Below are 14,062 nucleotides of genomic sequence, written 5' to 3' on the forward strand. Positions count from 1 at the left end.
GATTGGAGCCAAGCTAGCCGCAAGGCAGGCCACAGATTAGTCTTCACAAGATCCAACAACTTGTGACCTAAAGGCACGAATGAGCCGATCCGAACCTAACCGCGCCGCCGAGATGGAGACGTTCGTCCGCGTCGTGGAGCGGGGCGATTTCTCGGCGGCGGCGCGCGAGCTCCGACAATCGCCGTCCGCGATCAGCAAGCTGGTCGCCCGGCTTGAGGCGCGGCTCGGCGCCCAGCTCATGACCCGCACCACGCGCAGGCTTCAGCTCACGGCGGAGGGCGAAGCGTTCTACGAGCGAGCGACGCGCATCCTCGCCGATCTCGACGAGGCCGAACGGGAGGCCGCCGGCGGCGCGGCGCCACGCGGCCGCGTGCGGGTGAACTGCAGCGTGTCGTTCGGACAGATGTACGTGCTGCCGCTCGTGCCGGCGTTCCTCGCCCGCTTCCCAGAGGTGACGCTCGACATCGTGCTGACCGACCAGGTCGTCGATCTCGTGGAGCAGCGCGCGGACGTCGCGATCCGCATCGGGCCGCTCGCCTCCTCCCGGCTCGTCGCGCGCAAGCTCGGCCAGAGCCGTATGGCGGTCGTCGCCTCGCCGGAGCATCTCGCGCGCCACGGCGTGCCGCGGACGGTCGAAGATCTGGAGCGCCAGCCCCGGATCGGCTTCAACTTCACCCGCACCGTGCGCGGCTGGCCGTTCCTCGTCGAGGGGCGGACGGTGACCGTTTCCCCCAATGGCCCGGTCCAGGTCGGCGACGGCGAGACGTCGCGGCTGCTGGCGCTCGCCGGGGTCGGCCTCGCGCGGCATGCGCTGTTCCACATCGGCCCGGACATCGCGGCGGGAACGCTGGTCCCCGTGCTCGAAGAGCTGAACCCAGGCGACATCGAGGAGATCCACGCCGTGTTCGTGGGCCGTCCGGGCCGCCTCCCCGCCCGCACTCGAGCCTTTCTCGATTTCCTGGCTGAGGCTGCGGGAGAAATGAACCGAAGCGGCTGGACCACGCCGCCTTGACGCTGCGCGTCGCCACGTCCATCACCGCGCCGACCCTGGAGCGCGCATGCCGCTGTTCGCAATTCCGTTTCCGATGATCGATCCGATCGCGGTGTCCGTGGGCCCGCTCGCGATCCGCTGGTACGCGCTCGCCTATGTCGCGGGGCTGCTGATCGGCTGGTGGCTCGCCAAGCGGATCGCCGCCAACGACGCCCTTTGGGGCGCGACGCGGCGCCCGACGCCGCTCGAAGTCGACGACCTCATTCTGTGGGTCGCCTTCGGCGTGATCCTCGGCGGCCGCATCGGCTATGTGCTGTTCTACAATCCGCTGTATTATCTCGATAATCCCCTGGAGGCGCTGCAGGTCTGGCACGGCGGCATGAGCTTCCACGGCGGCCTCGCCGGCGCGGCGCTGGGAATCATCCTGTTCGCCCGGTCGCGCACCTTGCCGGCGCTGCCGATCTTCGACCTCTGCTCGGCGGTCGCGCCCATCGGCCTGTTCTTCGGCCGCGTCGCGAACTTCATCAACGGCGAGCTGTTCGGCCGCGTGACGGACGTCCCTTGGGCGATGGTGTTTCCCACCGCGGACGGCCAGCCGAGGCACCCGAGCCAGCTCTATCAGGCCGCGCTCGAAGGCATTGCGCTGTTCGTGCTGGTTCAGGTCCTCGTGCGCGCCGGCGCGCTGAAGCGCCCCGGCCTCGTCGGCGGCGCCTTCCTGGCGGGCTACGCCGTCTGCCGCATCATCGGCGAGGAGTTCCGCGAGCCGGACGCACAGATCGGCTTCCTGCCGGGCGGCCTGACGATGGGGATGGCGCTGTCGCTGCCCATGCTGGCGCTCGGCGCGGTCGTCGTCGTCCTCGCTCTGAAGCGCGCCCGGCGGGCATGACCCCGCTCGGCCGCGAGATCGCCGAGACGATCGCGCAGGACGGGCCGATCACGGTTGAGCGCTACATGGCGCTCTGCCTCGGCCACCCCTCTCACGGCTACTACGCGACCCGCGATCCCTTCGGGGCGAGCGGCGACTTCGTCACCGCGCCGGAGATCACCCAGATGTTCGGCGAACTCATCGGCCTGTGGTGCGCCGAGGTCTGGCGGCGCATGGGGGAGCCCGCGCGCGTGGCGCTGATCGAGCTCGGCCCCGGCCGAGGCACGCTTATGGCCGACGCGCTCCGGGCGGCCAGGGCTGTTCCCGGCTTTCGCGACGCGCTCGACGTGACGCTGGTGGAGACCAGCCCGACGCTTCGGCAGATCCAGCAAGAGAACCTGGCCGCGACGGGCGTGCCGCTCCGCTGGGCCCTGACGATCGAAGAGGCCCTCGGCGCGCGTCCCATCCTCCTTCTCGCCAACGAGTTCTTCGACGCCCTGCCCATACGCCAGTTCGTACGCACCGAGGCGGGCTGGCGCGAGCGCATGGTCGGGCTCATCGACGGCGCTCTCGCCTTTGGTCTCGCCGCCGAACCGCCCGCGGACCTGCGCCTCCCGTCCCGTCCGATCGGCTTCGTCCTCGAGCTCAATCCGCAGGGGGTGGCGATCGCGGCCCGGATCGGCGCCCATCTCGCGGCCCATGGCGGCGCGGCGCTCGCGCTCGACTACGGCGAGGCCTACAGCGCCGGCGACACGCTGCAGGCCATGCGCCGCCACGGCTTCGTCGATCCGCTGGCGGAGCCGGGCGAGGCCGATCTGACGGCCCAGGTCGATTTCGGCGCGCTCGCTCGCGCGGGTCGCGCGGCCGGGGCGGCCCCCATGGCGCTGCTGCCGCAAGCCGATCTGCTCGAGCGGCTCGGCCTCCACGCCCGGGCGGCGCAGCTCGCGCGAAACGCGACGCCCGCCCAGACGGACGCCATCGCGGCCGCCGTGCGGCGGTTGACCGACCGCTCCGCTTCCGGCATGGGCGCGCTGTTCAAGGCGTTCGCCATCGGCCATCCAGCCCTGGGGCCCCTGCCCGGCTTCGAACCCGACGGAGATTCCCGATGACCCTCCCCGTCCCGACCGTTCAGTCCGAGGCTCTCGCCGCGCTTCCGGGCGTGCGCCACGCCTTCTTCACCCGCCAGGGCGGCGTCTCGACAGGCGTGCTGTCGAGCCTTAACGGCGGGCTCGGCGCCAAGGACGATCCGGCGAACGTGCACGAGAACCGTCGTCGCATGGCCGCGACGCTGGGCCTTCAGGCCGGACGGATCGCCTTGCCCTGGCAGGTGCATTCGGCGGAGGTCGCGGTCGCGACCGATCCCTGGACGCGCGAGACCGCGCCGCATGTGGACGCCGTCGTGGTGGCGAGCCCCGGTCTCGCCGCCGGCGTCACCATCGCCGACTGCGGGCCGATCCTGTTCGCGGACGCGGAGGCTCGCGTGGTCGCCGCCGCTCACGCCGGCTGGCAGGGCGCGTTCAAGGGAGTGGCGGAGGCGACGCTCGCCAAAATGGAGGAGCTGGGCGCGCGCCGCGAGCGCGTCGTCGCCGTGCTCGGCCCCTGCATCCGGCAGGCGAGCTACGAGGTCGGCCCAGAGTTCGCCGCCCGCTTCGCCGCGGCCGACGCCTCGAACGCACGCTTCTTCGCGCCCTCGGCGAAGCCCGGCCACGCGCTGTTCGACCTTGGCGGCTATGTGGTCGCCCGGCTGAAAGCGGCCGGCGTCGGCACGGTCGAGGACGTCGGCCTCGACACCTACGCCGACGAGGAGCGCTTCTTCAGCTACCGCCGCATGACCCACCGCGGCGAGGACGACTACGGCCGGCTGGTGGCAGCGATCGCGCTCGATCCGTAAAGGCTTCTGTGACCCTTCTGCGACGAAGGTGCGCAACCGCCTCACGGTCGGTTGAGGGCGGTTGGAATAGTTGTTAAGAGCCGCACGCCTTTCCTCGGCGCCACGGTCGTGGACAGCACAACGGCGCCGCGGGGCGCGCACGAAGGTCGTTCAGCATGAAGGTCGTCGCCGGCAACTCCAACCGCGGGCTCGCCGAAGCCATCGCGGCCTATCTCGCCACGCCGCTCACCCGCTGCAACGTGCGCCGCTTCGCGGACATGGAGGTGTTCGTCGAAATCCTTGAGAACGTGCGCGGCGAGGACGTCTTCGTCGTCCAGTCGACCTCGTTCCCCGCGAACGACCACCTGATGGAGCTGCTGATCATCATCGACGCGCTGCGCCGCTCCTCGGCGCGCCGCATCACGGCCGTCATGCCCTACTTCGGCTATGCTCGGCAGGACCGCCGCGCCTCGGGCCGGACGCCGATCTCGGCGAAGCTGGTCGCCAACATGATCACCCAGGCCGGCGCCGACCGCGTGATGACGCTCGACCTGCACGCCGGCCAGATCCAGGGCTTCTTCGACATTCCGACCGACAACCTGTTCGCGGCGCCCGTGATGGTGCGGGACATCAAGGACCGGCTGCCGACCGACAACGTCATGGTCGTCTCGCCGGACGTCGGCGGCGTGGTGCGCGCCCGCGCCATCGCCAAGCGCATCGACGCCCAGCTCGCCATCGTCGACAAGCGCCGCGAGCGCCCCGGCGAGTCCGAAGTGATGAACGTCATCGGCGACGTCGAAGGCCGCTCATGCATCCTGGTCGACGACATCGTGGACTCCGGAGGCACGCTGGTGAACGCCGCCGACGCGCTGCTCGCGAAGGGCGCGAAGGATGTCTACGCCTACCTCACGCATGGCGTGCTGTCGGGCGGCGCGGTCGCCCGCGTCACGGCCTCGAAGATCAAGGAAATGGTGATCACCGACTCGATCCAGCCCACCGAGGCGGTGCGCGTCGCGAAGAACATCCGCGTGATCTCGATCGCGACGCTGATCGGCGAGGCCATCGCGCGCACGTCCAGCGAAGAATCGGTGTCGAGCCTCTTCGACTGAGCCGATCAGCGCCGCGCGGGTACCGCCGGACGGTCGTCGTCCGGCGCGTCTCGACGACAGCTGGCTCGTAGCCGGGAACGTCCGCCTCGACCCACATGCCTCGCACCTGCTGGGGGAGTCGCCGGGACGTCAGGACCGGTTCGAACAGCCCGAAGAAATCGTCCTCCAGCAGCACGCGCGGCCCCCGCTCAACGACCACCTGCCGCGCAGCGTCCCGCAGAGGCAATTGCGGGCCGTAATAGCGCTCGGCGGCGCTCGTCCGGTACGTGCGCTCTACGGACCGGGTGACGACGACGCGCTCCGCCGGATCGGCCGCCGCGGCGGAGCCTGAGCCAAGGGCTAGTAGAACGAGGACCAAGCCTCCGACGCGCGTCATGTCGATCTCCCCGGGGAACCGCCGTAGGAGATGGAGCGCGCCGATCGGCCGTCGAGGCCGGACACGTTGCGCCGGAACAGCGTTTCTGCTAGCTCACGCGCGCGGCGTCCCACACCCCTGGAGGGGTTCGCCGCCTGAGGCCGTCCGCATCGGGCGGCCAATTCATTTCGGAGAACTGATATGTCCGCGACCAAGCCGCTCAAGGCCGAAGCGCGCGAGAAGGCCGGTAAGGGGGCCGCCCGCGCACTTCGCCGTCAAGGTAAGATTCCCGCCGTCATCTACGGCGGCAAGAAGCCCGCCGTCAGCATCGCGCTCGACGGCCACGAGGCGTTCAAGCTGCTGCACGCCGGTGGCTTCAAGACCACGATTTTCGAGATCGACACCGGCAAGGGCAAGGAGCGCGTCATCCCGCGCGACTACCAGCGCGACGTCGTGACCGACACCCTGCTGCACGTCGACTTCTTCCGCGTCACCGCGTCGTCGGTCGTGGACGTCGAGGTGCCCGTGCACTTCCTCAACGACGAGGCCTCCCCCGGCCTTAAGCGCGGCGGCGTGCTCAACGTCGTGCTGCACACCGTGCACGTGAAGGCGGGCGTCGACGACATCCCGACCGCGATCGAAGTCGACCTCAAGGGTCTCGAGATCGGCGACATCATTCACGCCAACGCGGTGAAGCTGCCGAAGGGCGTCGAGTTCGCGGCCGAGAACCTCGACGAGCTGACCATCGCCACCATCGCCGCGCCGACCGTGGTCGCGGAAGAGGTGGCCGAGGAGCAGGCCGAGGCGGCCGCCGAGAACCGCGGCGAGACCGTGGAGCCGGAAGAGGGCGCAGAAGGCGAGACCGCCGAGGGCGAGACCTCCGACGAGAAGAAGTCCGAAGACTGATCTCGGCCAAGCGGGAGCGACCGACATGCTGCTCCTGGTCGGCCTCGGCAATCCGGGGCCGAAGTACGAGAAGAACCGGCACAACATCGGCTTCATGGCCGTTGACCGGATCGCGTCCCGCCACGGCTTCGGCCCGTGGCGGGCGCGCTTCCAGGGCGAGACGGCGGAGGGCGCGATCGGCGGCGTGAAGACGCTGCTGCTCAAGCCGCGCACCTACATGAACGAGAGCGGCCGCGCGGTCGCCGAAGCCGCCCGGTTCTTCAAGATCGCCCTGCCCGACATCGTAGCGCTGCACGACGAGCTCGACCTCGCGCCGGGCAAGCTGCGCGTGAAGATCGGCGGCGGCAACGCCGGCCACAACGGCCTGCGCTCGATCACCGCCCACATGGGCAATGATTACAAGCGCGTGCGTCTGGGGATCGGCCACCCCGGCAAGGACGCGGTGCTGTCCTACGTGCTGAACGACTTCGGCAAGGGCGAGATGGGCTGGGTCGACGTGCTGACCGAAGCCGTCGCCGACGCCGCGGACCTGCTGGCGAGCGCGCAGGACGCGAGCTTCCAGAACAAGGTGCACCTCAGGATGGAGGCCGCAGGCTTTGGCGAGGTCGAGAAGCTCGGCGCCGCGAGGCCCTGACGCGGAACGGCTTGATCCGGGGACACGAAAACACGAAGTTCGTGTCGAGGAGCTTTGGTCAAATGAAGAACGTTACGATTTCGATGGACGACGAGGTCTTGAGCTGGGTGCGGGTGGAGGCCGCGAAGCGCGGCGAAAGCGTTTCGCGCTACTTTGCGGCCCTCGCTCTGGAGCGGAAGCAGCAGGATGCGCGTGTGAGCCAGCGGGAGAGCCTGGAGCGTTTCCTGTCCTACCCGACGCGGGATCTGACGCGCGCCGACGGGACGCTGCCGAGCCGCGAAGAGATCTACGACGATGCGGTGCTTCATCGATACGAACATCCTGGTCTATCTCAGGGACCGGCGAAGCCCGGCGAAGACTGAGCAGGCGACCGTATGGGTGGGTGAGCTGTCGGACCACGAAGGCCTCGTCGTCAGCCCGCAGGTGATCAACGAGTTCACGGCCGTGCTGACCCGGAAGCTCAAGATGTTCAGCCTCGCCGAAGTGGAGCCGATGGTCGCCGAGATCGGCCGCTGGTGCGACGCGCCGCTGACGTTCGAGACGTCGACCTTGGCCTTCGGGGTTCACGAACGGTTCGGTTTCGCCTGGTGGGACAGCCTGATCGTCGCCTCCGCGCTCCAGTCGAACTGCGACCTCCTGCTGTCCGAAGACATGAGCCACGGCCAGCGCATGGGCCCGCTCATGACCATCAATCCCTTCCTCGTCCGACCGGACGAGATCCTCTCTCAAGACTGATCGGTTCCTCCCCATGGGCTTCAAATGCGGCATCGTCGGCCTGCCGAACGTCGGCAAGTCGACCCTCTTCAACGCGCTGACGCAGACCGCCGCCGCCCAGGCCGCGAACTATCCGTTCTGCACGATCGAACCGAATGTCGGCGAAGTCGCGGTGCCCGATCCGCGGCTGCAAAAGCTCGCCGCTATCGCCGGCTCCAAGGAAATCATCCCGACGCGCCTGACCTTCGTGGACATCGCGGGCCTCGTGCGCGGCGCGTCGAAGGGCGAAGGCCTCGGCAACCAGTTCCTCGCCCACATCCGCGAGGTCGACGCGATCGCCTATGTCCTCCGCTGCTTCGAGGACGACGACATCACCCATGTCGAAGGCAAGATCGATCCGCTGTCCGACGCCGATACGGTCGAGACCGAGCTGATGATCGCCGACCTTGAGAGCCTCGAGAAGCGGGTGGTCGCGCTCGAGAAGCGCGCGCGCTCGAACGACAAGGAGGCGAAGGAGCAGCTTGAGCTCGTCAACCGTGTGCTCCCGCTGCTGCGGGACGGCAAGCCCGCCCGCCTCGCCAAGATCGCGGACGACGAGCGTGCCGCCTTCGACGCATTGAACCTGCTGACCTCGAAGCCGGTGCTCTACGTCGCCAACGTGGACGAAGACTCGGCCGTCGGCGGCAACGCCTACTCGGCGCGAGTCGAGGAGCTGGCGAAGGCCGAAGGCGCCGTCGCGGTCGCGATCTCCGCCCGGATCGAGAGCGAGATCGCGGTGCTGCCCGAGGACGAGCGGACCGAGTATCTGGAGGCGCTCGGCCTGCACGAGCCCGGCCTCGACCGTCTCATCAACGCCGGCTACCAGCTTCTCGGGCTTGTCACCTACTTCACGGTCGGCCCCAAGGAGACCCGCGCCTGGACGATCGAGCGGGGCACCAAGGCGCCTGCGGCGGCGGGCGTGATTCACTCCGACTTCGAGAAGGGCTTCATCCGCTCCGAGACCATCGCCTACGACGATTACGTCACGCTGAAGGGCGAGACGGGGGCGAAGGACGCTGGCAAGATGCGGCTCGAAGGCAAGGAGTACGTCGTCGCCGACGGCGACGTGCTGCACTTCCGCTTCGCGAACTGAGCGGGCGGAAGCGGAGCGCGCGCGGCCTGCCCGCACCGTCGTTGCTCAAAGGATGACGTCCATGCCGGACCCCCGCTACGCCTTCGAGGATTTCGCGCCGGGCGACAGGGCGGAGTACGGCGGCGTCGTCGTCGACCGCGACGACATGGTGGCCTTCGCCGAGGAGTACGATCCGCAACCGATGCATCTGTCGGAGCATGCGGCGCGTTCAAGCATGCTCGGCGAGTTGATCGCGTCCGGTTGGTACACCGCGGCGCTGCTGATGCGGATGAACTGCGACCGCTGGCTTGTCGACAGCACCTCGATGGGCTCGCCGGGCGTCGATAGCGTCGAGTGGCGCGCCCCGGTGCGCGCGGGCGACCGGCTGACGGTGCGCAGCGAGGTCCTAGCCGCCCGCGCCTCCCGCAGTCGGCCGGAGATGGGCGTGGTCTCCTTCGCTTTCGACGTGCTGAATCAGGACGGCGTCGTCGTGATGCGGCAGGTCAACGCCGTGATGTTCGGCCGTCGCAGTCCGGGAGCGGTCTGATGCACCTTGAGGACTACGCCCCGGGCGATCGCGCGGAGATCGGCTCGCACCTCTTCACGGCCGACGAAATCCTTCGGTTCGCGCGGAAGTACGACACCCAGGCCTTTCATCTGTCCGAGGAGGCCGGGCTCGCCGGCCCATTCAAGGGCTTGGCCGCCTCCGGCTGGCACACCTGCGCGGTGTGGATGAAGCTGATGATCGCGTTCCAGACCCGTATGGCGAAGGAGCGGATGGCGGCGGGCCTGCCGGTCGGCCGCGTCGGCCCCTCGCCCGGCTTCCGCGATCTGCGCTGGACGGCGCCGGTCATGGCGGGCGACACGCTGACCTACTTCTCAGAGGTGCTGGAGACCCGGCCGAGCGCGTCCCGCCCCGGCTGGGGCGTGCTCACCGCCCGCAACACGGCGACGAACCAGCGCGGCGTCGAGGTTTTCGCCTTCACGAGCGCGGTGTTCGTCGGCGTGCGGCCGGCGGACTGAACCGCAGCCTCAGCCGCGGAGCACCCGGCCGGCTACCGCGTCGAGCTTCGCCAGCAGCTGCGGATCGCGGCGCTCCGGCGCGGTGACGATGGCGTACTCCAGCGCCCGGTCCGATCCGAGCGGGCACGGCTCGTGCTCCTCCGGAAAATCGGCGGCGAGCCGCGCCACCAAGCGACGCGCCTTGTCGCCGTTGGCGTGCATCACGGCGAGAACGTCGGCGACGTCGACGCCGGCCTCGTGTGGGCGCCAGGCGTCGTAGTCCGTCACCATGCCGACGGTGGCGTAGGAGAGCTCCGCCTCACGCGCGAGCTTCGCCTCCGGCATGTTCGTCATGCCGACGATCGACGCGCCCATGGCCTTGTAGGCGATGGATTCGGCGCGCGTCGAAAACTGCGGGCCTTCCATGCAGACATAGGCGCCGCCGACCACGTGCGGCACGCCTTCGGCCGCCGCGGCCCGGGCGATCCGCGCCACGAGGTTCGGCGCGACGGGGTCCGAAAAGGCGACGTGCGCCACGCAGCCGGGGCCGAAGAAGGTCGTCTGGCGGCGGAAGGTGCGGTCGATGAACTGGTCCGCCAGCACGAAGGTCCCGGGCGGAAGCTCCTCGCGGTAGGACCCGCACGCCGACAGTGAGACAAGGTCCGTGACGCCGGCGCGCTTCAGGACGTCGATGTTGGCGCGATAGTCGATATCCGACGGCGACAGCCGGTGGCCGGCGCCGTGGCGGGGCAGGAAGACGATCGTGGTCGCGCCGATCCGGCCCCGCTTCGGCTTGGCGGACGGCAGCCCCCAAGGGCTTACGAGATCGAGCTCCTCGACGCCTTCGAGGCCGGGCAGATCGTAGATCCCCGACCCGCCGATCACGCCCAGAACGGCCTTCGCCATCGTTCGCTCCCTGACAATGAAAAACGGCGGGCCCGAAGGCCCGCCGCTCTATAGCACGGGGTCGTCCGCGAGGATCAGGCGATCGGCTTCGGCTTCGCGCCGGCCCAGATGCGCTTCTTGACCAGATAGACCAGCGACCCGAACACCAGCAGCCAGATCAGCACCACGAAGCCCGTCGCCTTGCGGGCCGCGAGGTGCGGCTCGGCCGCCCACATCATGAAGGCCGCGACGTCCTTGCCGTACTGGTCGACGGTGGTCGGCGTGCCGTCGGTGTACTCCACCTGTCCGTCCTGGATGGGCTTCGCCATGGCGATCCAGTGATTGGGGAAGTACTTGTTGTAGTGCAGGTTCGCGGCGGCCGGCGTCGCGCCCGCCGGCGGCTCCTCGTAGCCCACCAGCAGGGCGTGGATGTAGTCCGGGCCCTGCTCCTGGTACTGGGCGAAGATGTCCCACAGGAACCACGGGAAACCGCGCTCGTAGGTGCGGGCCTTGGCGAGCAGCGAGAAATCCGGCGGATAGGCGCCGCCGTTCGCCGCGCGGGCCGCCTGCTCGTTGGGGAACGCCTTCGGGAAAGCGTCCGACAGCCGGGCCTTGCGGGTGAACATCTCGCCCTGGTCGTTCGGGCCGTCCTGGACCTCGTACTCGTTGGCGATCGCCCGCGCCTGGCCCTCATTGAAGCCAAGGCCGCCCGGCTCCATCAGGTTGCGGAACGAGACCAGCGAGAGCGAGTGGCAGCTCGAGCAGACCTCCTTGTAGATCTTGAAGCCGCGCTGCAGCTGCGCCGGATCGAACTTCCCGAACGGACCCCAGAAGGTCCACTTCTGCATCGGCGGCTGCGGCGTGTGGTGGGCGCCGCCTTCCTGCGCGCCCTCCCCGCCGGCCGCGAGCGCCCCGCCGGCGCCGGCCAGCGCGCCGAGGCCGATGACGGCCGCCGCGGCGACGGCGCGAAGAGAACGCAGGCTCATGGTCTTGCCTTCGAAACGCAGGGTCATGGGCCCGATCATCCCTTCGTCTCGGGCGACGCCGCGGCGCCGGCCGGGAAGCTGTGGCCGCCGGAGGGACCGAGGACCGATTCTGCGATCGAAGCCGGCAGCGGCTTGGTCTTCTCGATCCTGCCCAGGACGGGAATGACGATCAGGAAGTGGATGAAGTACCAAGCCGTCGCGATGCGGGCGTAGGTGATGTAGGGCTCCTCCGCCGGCTTCGAGCCAAGCCAGCCGAGGATCACGGCGTCCGCGACGAAGATCCAGAAGAAGATCTTGAACATCGGCCGGTACTTGGCGGAGCGCACCTTTGAGGTGTCGAGCCAGGGCAGCACGAACAGCACCGCGATGGCGCCGAACATGAACAGCACGCCGCCGAGCTTGGAGGGGATCGCGCGCAGGATCGCGTAGAACGGCAGGAAGTACCACTCCGGCACGATGTGCGCCGGCGTCACCAGCGGGTTCGCCTCGATGTAGTTGTCCGCATGGCCGAGGTAGTTCGGGATGTAGAACACGAACCATGCGAAGAACGCGATGAAGCAAACGAGCGCAAAGCCGTCCTTGATGGTCGCGTAGGGCGTGAACGGCAGCGTGTCCTTGCGGAAATCCTTCACCTCGACGCCGGTGGGGTTGTTCTGGCCGACGTGGTGCAGCGCCCAGATGTGCAGCACGACCACGCCCGCGATCATGAACGGCAGCAGGTAATGCAGCGCGAAGAAGCGGTTCAGCGTCGGGTTGTCGACGGAGAAGCCGCCCCACAGCCAGGTCACCACCGCCTGACCCACGCCCGGGATCGCCGAGAACAGGTTGGTGATCACGGTGGCGCCCCAGAACGACATCTGGCCCCAAGGCAGCACGTAGCCCATGAAGGCCGTCGCCATCATCAGCAGGAAGATCAGCACGCCGAGGATCCACAGGATCTCACGCGGCGCCTTGTACGAGCCGTAGTACATGCCGCGGAAGATGTGGATGTACACGGCGATGAAGAACATCGAGGCGCCGTTGGCGTGCAGGTAGCGCAGCAGCCAGCCGTAGTTCACGTCCCGCATGATCTTCTCGACCGAAGCGAAGGCTTTGGTCGCTTCGGGCGTGTAGTGCATCGCAAGCACCACGCCGGTCAGGATCTGGGCGACCAGCATGAACACCAGGATGCCGCCGAAGGTCCAGAAGTAGTTCAGGTTGCGCGGAACCGGGTAGGCCACCGCGCTGGAGTGCACCAGGCCGACGATCGGCAGGCGGCTCTCGAACCATTTGGCGAGGCCGCTTTTGGGCTGGTAGGTCGAATGTCCTTGCATCGAATTCACCTCGTCGCGCCGCGCGGGCGTGAACCTGCGGGGCGGCCTCAGCCGATGGTGATCTTGGTGTCGCTGTCGAAAGCGTAGGGCGGGATGTGGAGATTCTCCGGCGCCGGCCCTTTTCGGATGCGTCCCGCGCTGTCGTAGTGCGACCCGTGGCAGGGGCAGAGCCAGCCGTCGAACTCGCCCGACTTCGACGTCGGAACGCAGCCGAGATGGGTGCAGATGCCCGTGACGATCAGCCAGTTCTCCTTGCCCTTCGCCGCGCGGTTCTCGTCGGTCGCCTCAGCGTCGGGAGCCAGGTTTTCGTTGCGCGCGTTGCGGTCGGGCAGTTGGCTGAGTTCGACGGCCTTCGCCTCTTCGACGTCCTTCGCCGTGCGGTTCCACACGAACACCGGCTTGCCGCGCCATTTGACGGTGATGATCTGGCCTTCGGCGATCTGACTGATGTCGACTTCGCTGGTGGCCAGCGCGAGCGCCGACGCGTCAGGGTTCATCTGAGCCACGAACGGCCACACGGTGAACCCGGCCCCGACGGCGGCCGCGGCCCCCGTCGCCAGATACAGAAAGTCGCGACGGGTCGGCTCGGCGGCGTCGTGCGTGGCTGCCACGATCAGTCTCTCCCAAAAGCTTCCTCAGTGCGGCGGAACGGCAGGCGAAGCTCGTCGGTCCAACGCGCGGCCGTCCTTTGGAACGGCTCTTATCTCTTGCGCGCTTTGTCGCACCCGATGTCGCGGCCTGTCCAGCCCGCCTAAGACTTTAGGACACAGTGTCGCATCTTAACCACCGGGATTCCGCCACGATTCCGTTATCGGAGGGAAATTTCCGTTTGCGTCTCGCGCTTTACCAACCCGAGATCCCCCAAAACGCCGGGACGCTGCTGCGACTCGCGGCGTGCCTTGGGGTCGCGGTCGACATCATCGAACCGGCGGGATTCCCCGTGTCCGATCGGGCTTTTCGTCGCGCCGGCCTCGACTACCTCGACCATGTGGAGGTGGTCCGTCACGTCTCGTTCGAGGCGTTCGAGCAGGCTCGCCGAGCGGCGGGCCGGCGGCTCGTGCTTCTGACCACCCGAGGCGCGGTCGCTCATGTCGACGCCGCCTTCCGGGCCGACGACGCGCTAATGCTCGGCCGCGAATCGGCCGGCGTCCCGGACGCCGTGCACGCCGCCGCGGATCTGCGGGTGGTGGTGCCCATCCGTCCCGAACTCCGTTCGCTCAACGTCGCGGTCGCCGGGGCGATCGCCCTCGGCGAAGCGCTGCGCCAGACCGCGGGGTTTCCCTCCCGGGCCTCGCCACCCTAAATGCCCGCCTCCCGCCCT

At 68.6% G+C, this 14,062-nt stretch carries 17 protein-coding genes; 13 read left to right on the forward strand and 4 right to left on the reverse strand.

Annotated elements, in window-relative coordinates; translation table 11 throughout:
* Positions 1-79 precede the first annotated feature (79 nt).
* The 12 genes from METY_RS14465 (at position 80) to METY_RS14520 (ending at position 9,578) form a co-directional block, all read left to right on the forward strand.
* Positions 80-1,012, forward strand: coding sequence for a LysR family transcriptional regulator (locus tag METY_RS14465; protein ID WP_103122102.1), 933 nt, complete (start codon positions 80-82; stop codon positions 1,010-1,012).
* Positions 1,013-1,058: 46 nt separating this feature from the next.
* The gene (lgt, locus tag METY_RS14470; RefSeq protein WP_103122103.1) at positions 1,059-1,877 is read left to right on the forward strand and encodes a prolipoprotein diacylglyceryl transferase; all 819 of its coding nucleotides are present in this window, start codon (positions 1,059-1,061) and stop codon (positions 1,875-1,877) included.
* Complete coding sequence (locus tag METY_RS14475) at positions 1,874-2,965, forward strand: class I SAM-dependent methyltransferase (RefSeq protein WP_103122104.1); 1,092 nt, start codon at positions 1,874-1,876, stop codon at positions 2,963-2,965. The genes lgt and METY_RS14475 overlap by 4 nt, the downstream gene beginning before the upstream one ends.
* A complete protein-coding gene (gene pgeF / locus METY_RS14480) occupies positions 2,962-3,747 on the forward strand; it encodes a peptidoglycan editing factor PgeF (protein WP_103122105.1) in 786 nt (261 codons plus the stop codon). Before METY_RS14475 ends, pgeF begins: the two co-directional genes overlap by 4 nt.
* 155 nt (positions 3,748-3,902) lie before the next feature.
* Positions 3,903-4,835 carry a ribose-phosphate pyrophosphokinase gene (locus METY_RS14485; protein WP_103122106.1) on the forward strand — a complete coding sequence of 311 codons (933 nt, stop codon included), beginning with the start codon at positions 3,903-3,905 and terminating at the stop codon, positions 4,833-4,835.
* Between the two features lie 556 nt (positions 4,836-5,391).
* Positions 5,392-6,096: a 50S ribosomal protein L25/general stress protein Ctc gene (locus tag METY_RS14490; protein ID WP_103122107.1), complete on the forward strand. Its 705-nt coding sequence runs from the start codon at positions 5,392-5,394 to the stop codon at positions 6,094-6,096.
* Between the two features lie 25 nt (positions 6,097-6,121).
* Positions 6,122-6,730 carry an aminoacyl-tRNA hydrolase gene (gene pth, locus METY_RS14495; protein WP_103122108.1) on the forward strand — a complete coding sequence of 203 codons (609 nt, stop codon included), beginning with the start codon at positions 6,122-6,124 and terminating at the stop codon, positions 6,728-6,730.
* Positions 6,731-6,813: 83 nt separating this feature from the next.
* Positions 6,814-7,092 carry a hypothetical protein gene (locus METY_RS20890; RefSeq protein ID WP_200819690.1) on the forward strand — a complete coding sequence of 93 codons (279 nt, stop codon included), beginning with the start codon at positions 6,814-6,816 and terminating at the stop codon, positions 7,090-7,092.
* On the forward strand, positions 7,025-7,465 hold the full coding sequence (locus tag METY_RS14505) for a PIN domain-containing protein (RefSeq protein WP_103122109.1): 441 nt from the start codon (positions 7,025-7,027) through the stop codon (positions 7,463-7,465). The genes METY_RS20890 and METY_RS14505 overlap by 68 nt, the downstream gene beginning before the upstream one ends.
* Positions 7,466-7,478: 13 nt before the next feature.
* The gene (ychF, locus tag METY_RS14510; protein WP_103122110.1) at positions 7,479-8,576 is read left to right on the forward strand and encodes a redox-regulated ATPase YchF; all 1,098 of its coding nucleotides are present in this window, start codon (positions 7,479-7,481) and stop codon (positions 8,574-8,576) included.
* A gap of 61 nt (positions 8,577-8,637) precedes the next feature.
* Positions 8,638-9,102 (forward strand): MaoC family dehydratase, encoded by a 465-nt coding sequence (locus METY_RS14515; RefSeq protein ID WP_103122111.1) that lies wholly within the window; start codon positions 8,638-8,640, stop codon positions 9,100-9,102.
* The gene (locus METY_RS14520; protein WP_103122112.1) at positions 9,102-9,578 is read left to right on the forward strand and encodes a MaoC family dehydratase; all 477 of its coding nucleotides are present in this window, start codon (positions 9,102-9,104) and stop codon (positions 9,576-9,578) included. Before METY_RS14515 ends, METY_RS14520 begins: the two co-directional genes overlap by 1 nt.
* Before the next feature lie 9 nt (positions 9,579-9,587).
* Here METY_RS14520 and METY_RS14525 read toward each other — a convergent pair whose 3' ends face one another.
* From METY_RS14525 to petA, 4 genes are all read right to left on the reverse strand, one after another.
* A complete protein-coding gene (locus METY_RS14525) occupies positions 9,588-10,463 on the reverse strand; it encodes an S-methyl-5'-thioadenosine phosphorylase (protein ID WP_103122113.1) in 876 nt (291 codons plus the stop codon).
* Between the two features lie 74 nt (positions 10,464-10,537).
* A complete protein-coding gene (locus tag METY_RS14530) occupies positions 10,538-11,455 on the reverse strand; it encodes a cytochrome c1 (protein WP_244593668.1) in 918 nt (305 codons plus the stop codon).
* 8 nt (positions 11,456-11,463) lie between these two features.
* Complete coding sequence (locus METY_RS14535; RefSeq protein WP_103122115.1) at positions 11,464-12,741, reverse strand: cytochrome b; 1,278 nt, start codon at positions 12,739-12,741, stop codon at positions 11,464-11,466.
* A gap of 47 nt (positions 12,742-12,788) precedes the next feature.
* A complete protein-coding gene (gene petA, locus METY_RS14540; protein WP_103122116.1) occupies positions 12,789-13,352 on the reverse strand; it encodes a ubiquinol-cytochrome c reductase iron-sulfur subunit in 564 nt (187 codons plus the stop codon).
* A 218-nt stretch (positions 13,353-13,570) separates the two neighbouring features.
* Here petA and METY_RS14545 point away from each other — a divergent pair, with 218 nt between their 5' ends.
* Complete coding sequence (locus METY_RS14545; protein ID WP_103122117.1) at positions 13,571-14,044, forward strand: tRNA (cytidine(34)-2'-O)-methyltransferase; 474 nt, start codon at positions 13,571-13,573, stop codon at positions 14,042-14,044.
* Positions 14,045-14,062 lie beyond the last annotated feature (18 nt).

Origin of the sequence: Methylopila sp. Yamaguchi (assembly GCF_002897035.1) — a bacterium.
Taxonomy (GTDB): domain Bacteria; phylum Pseudomonadota; class Alphaproteobacteria; order Rhizobiales; family Methylopilaceae; genus Methylopila.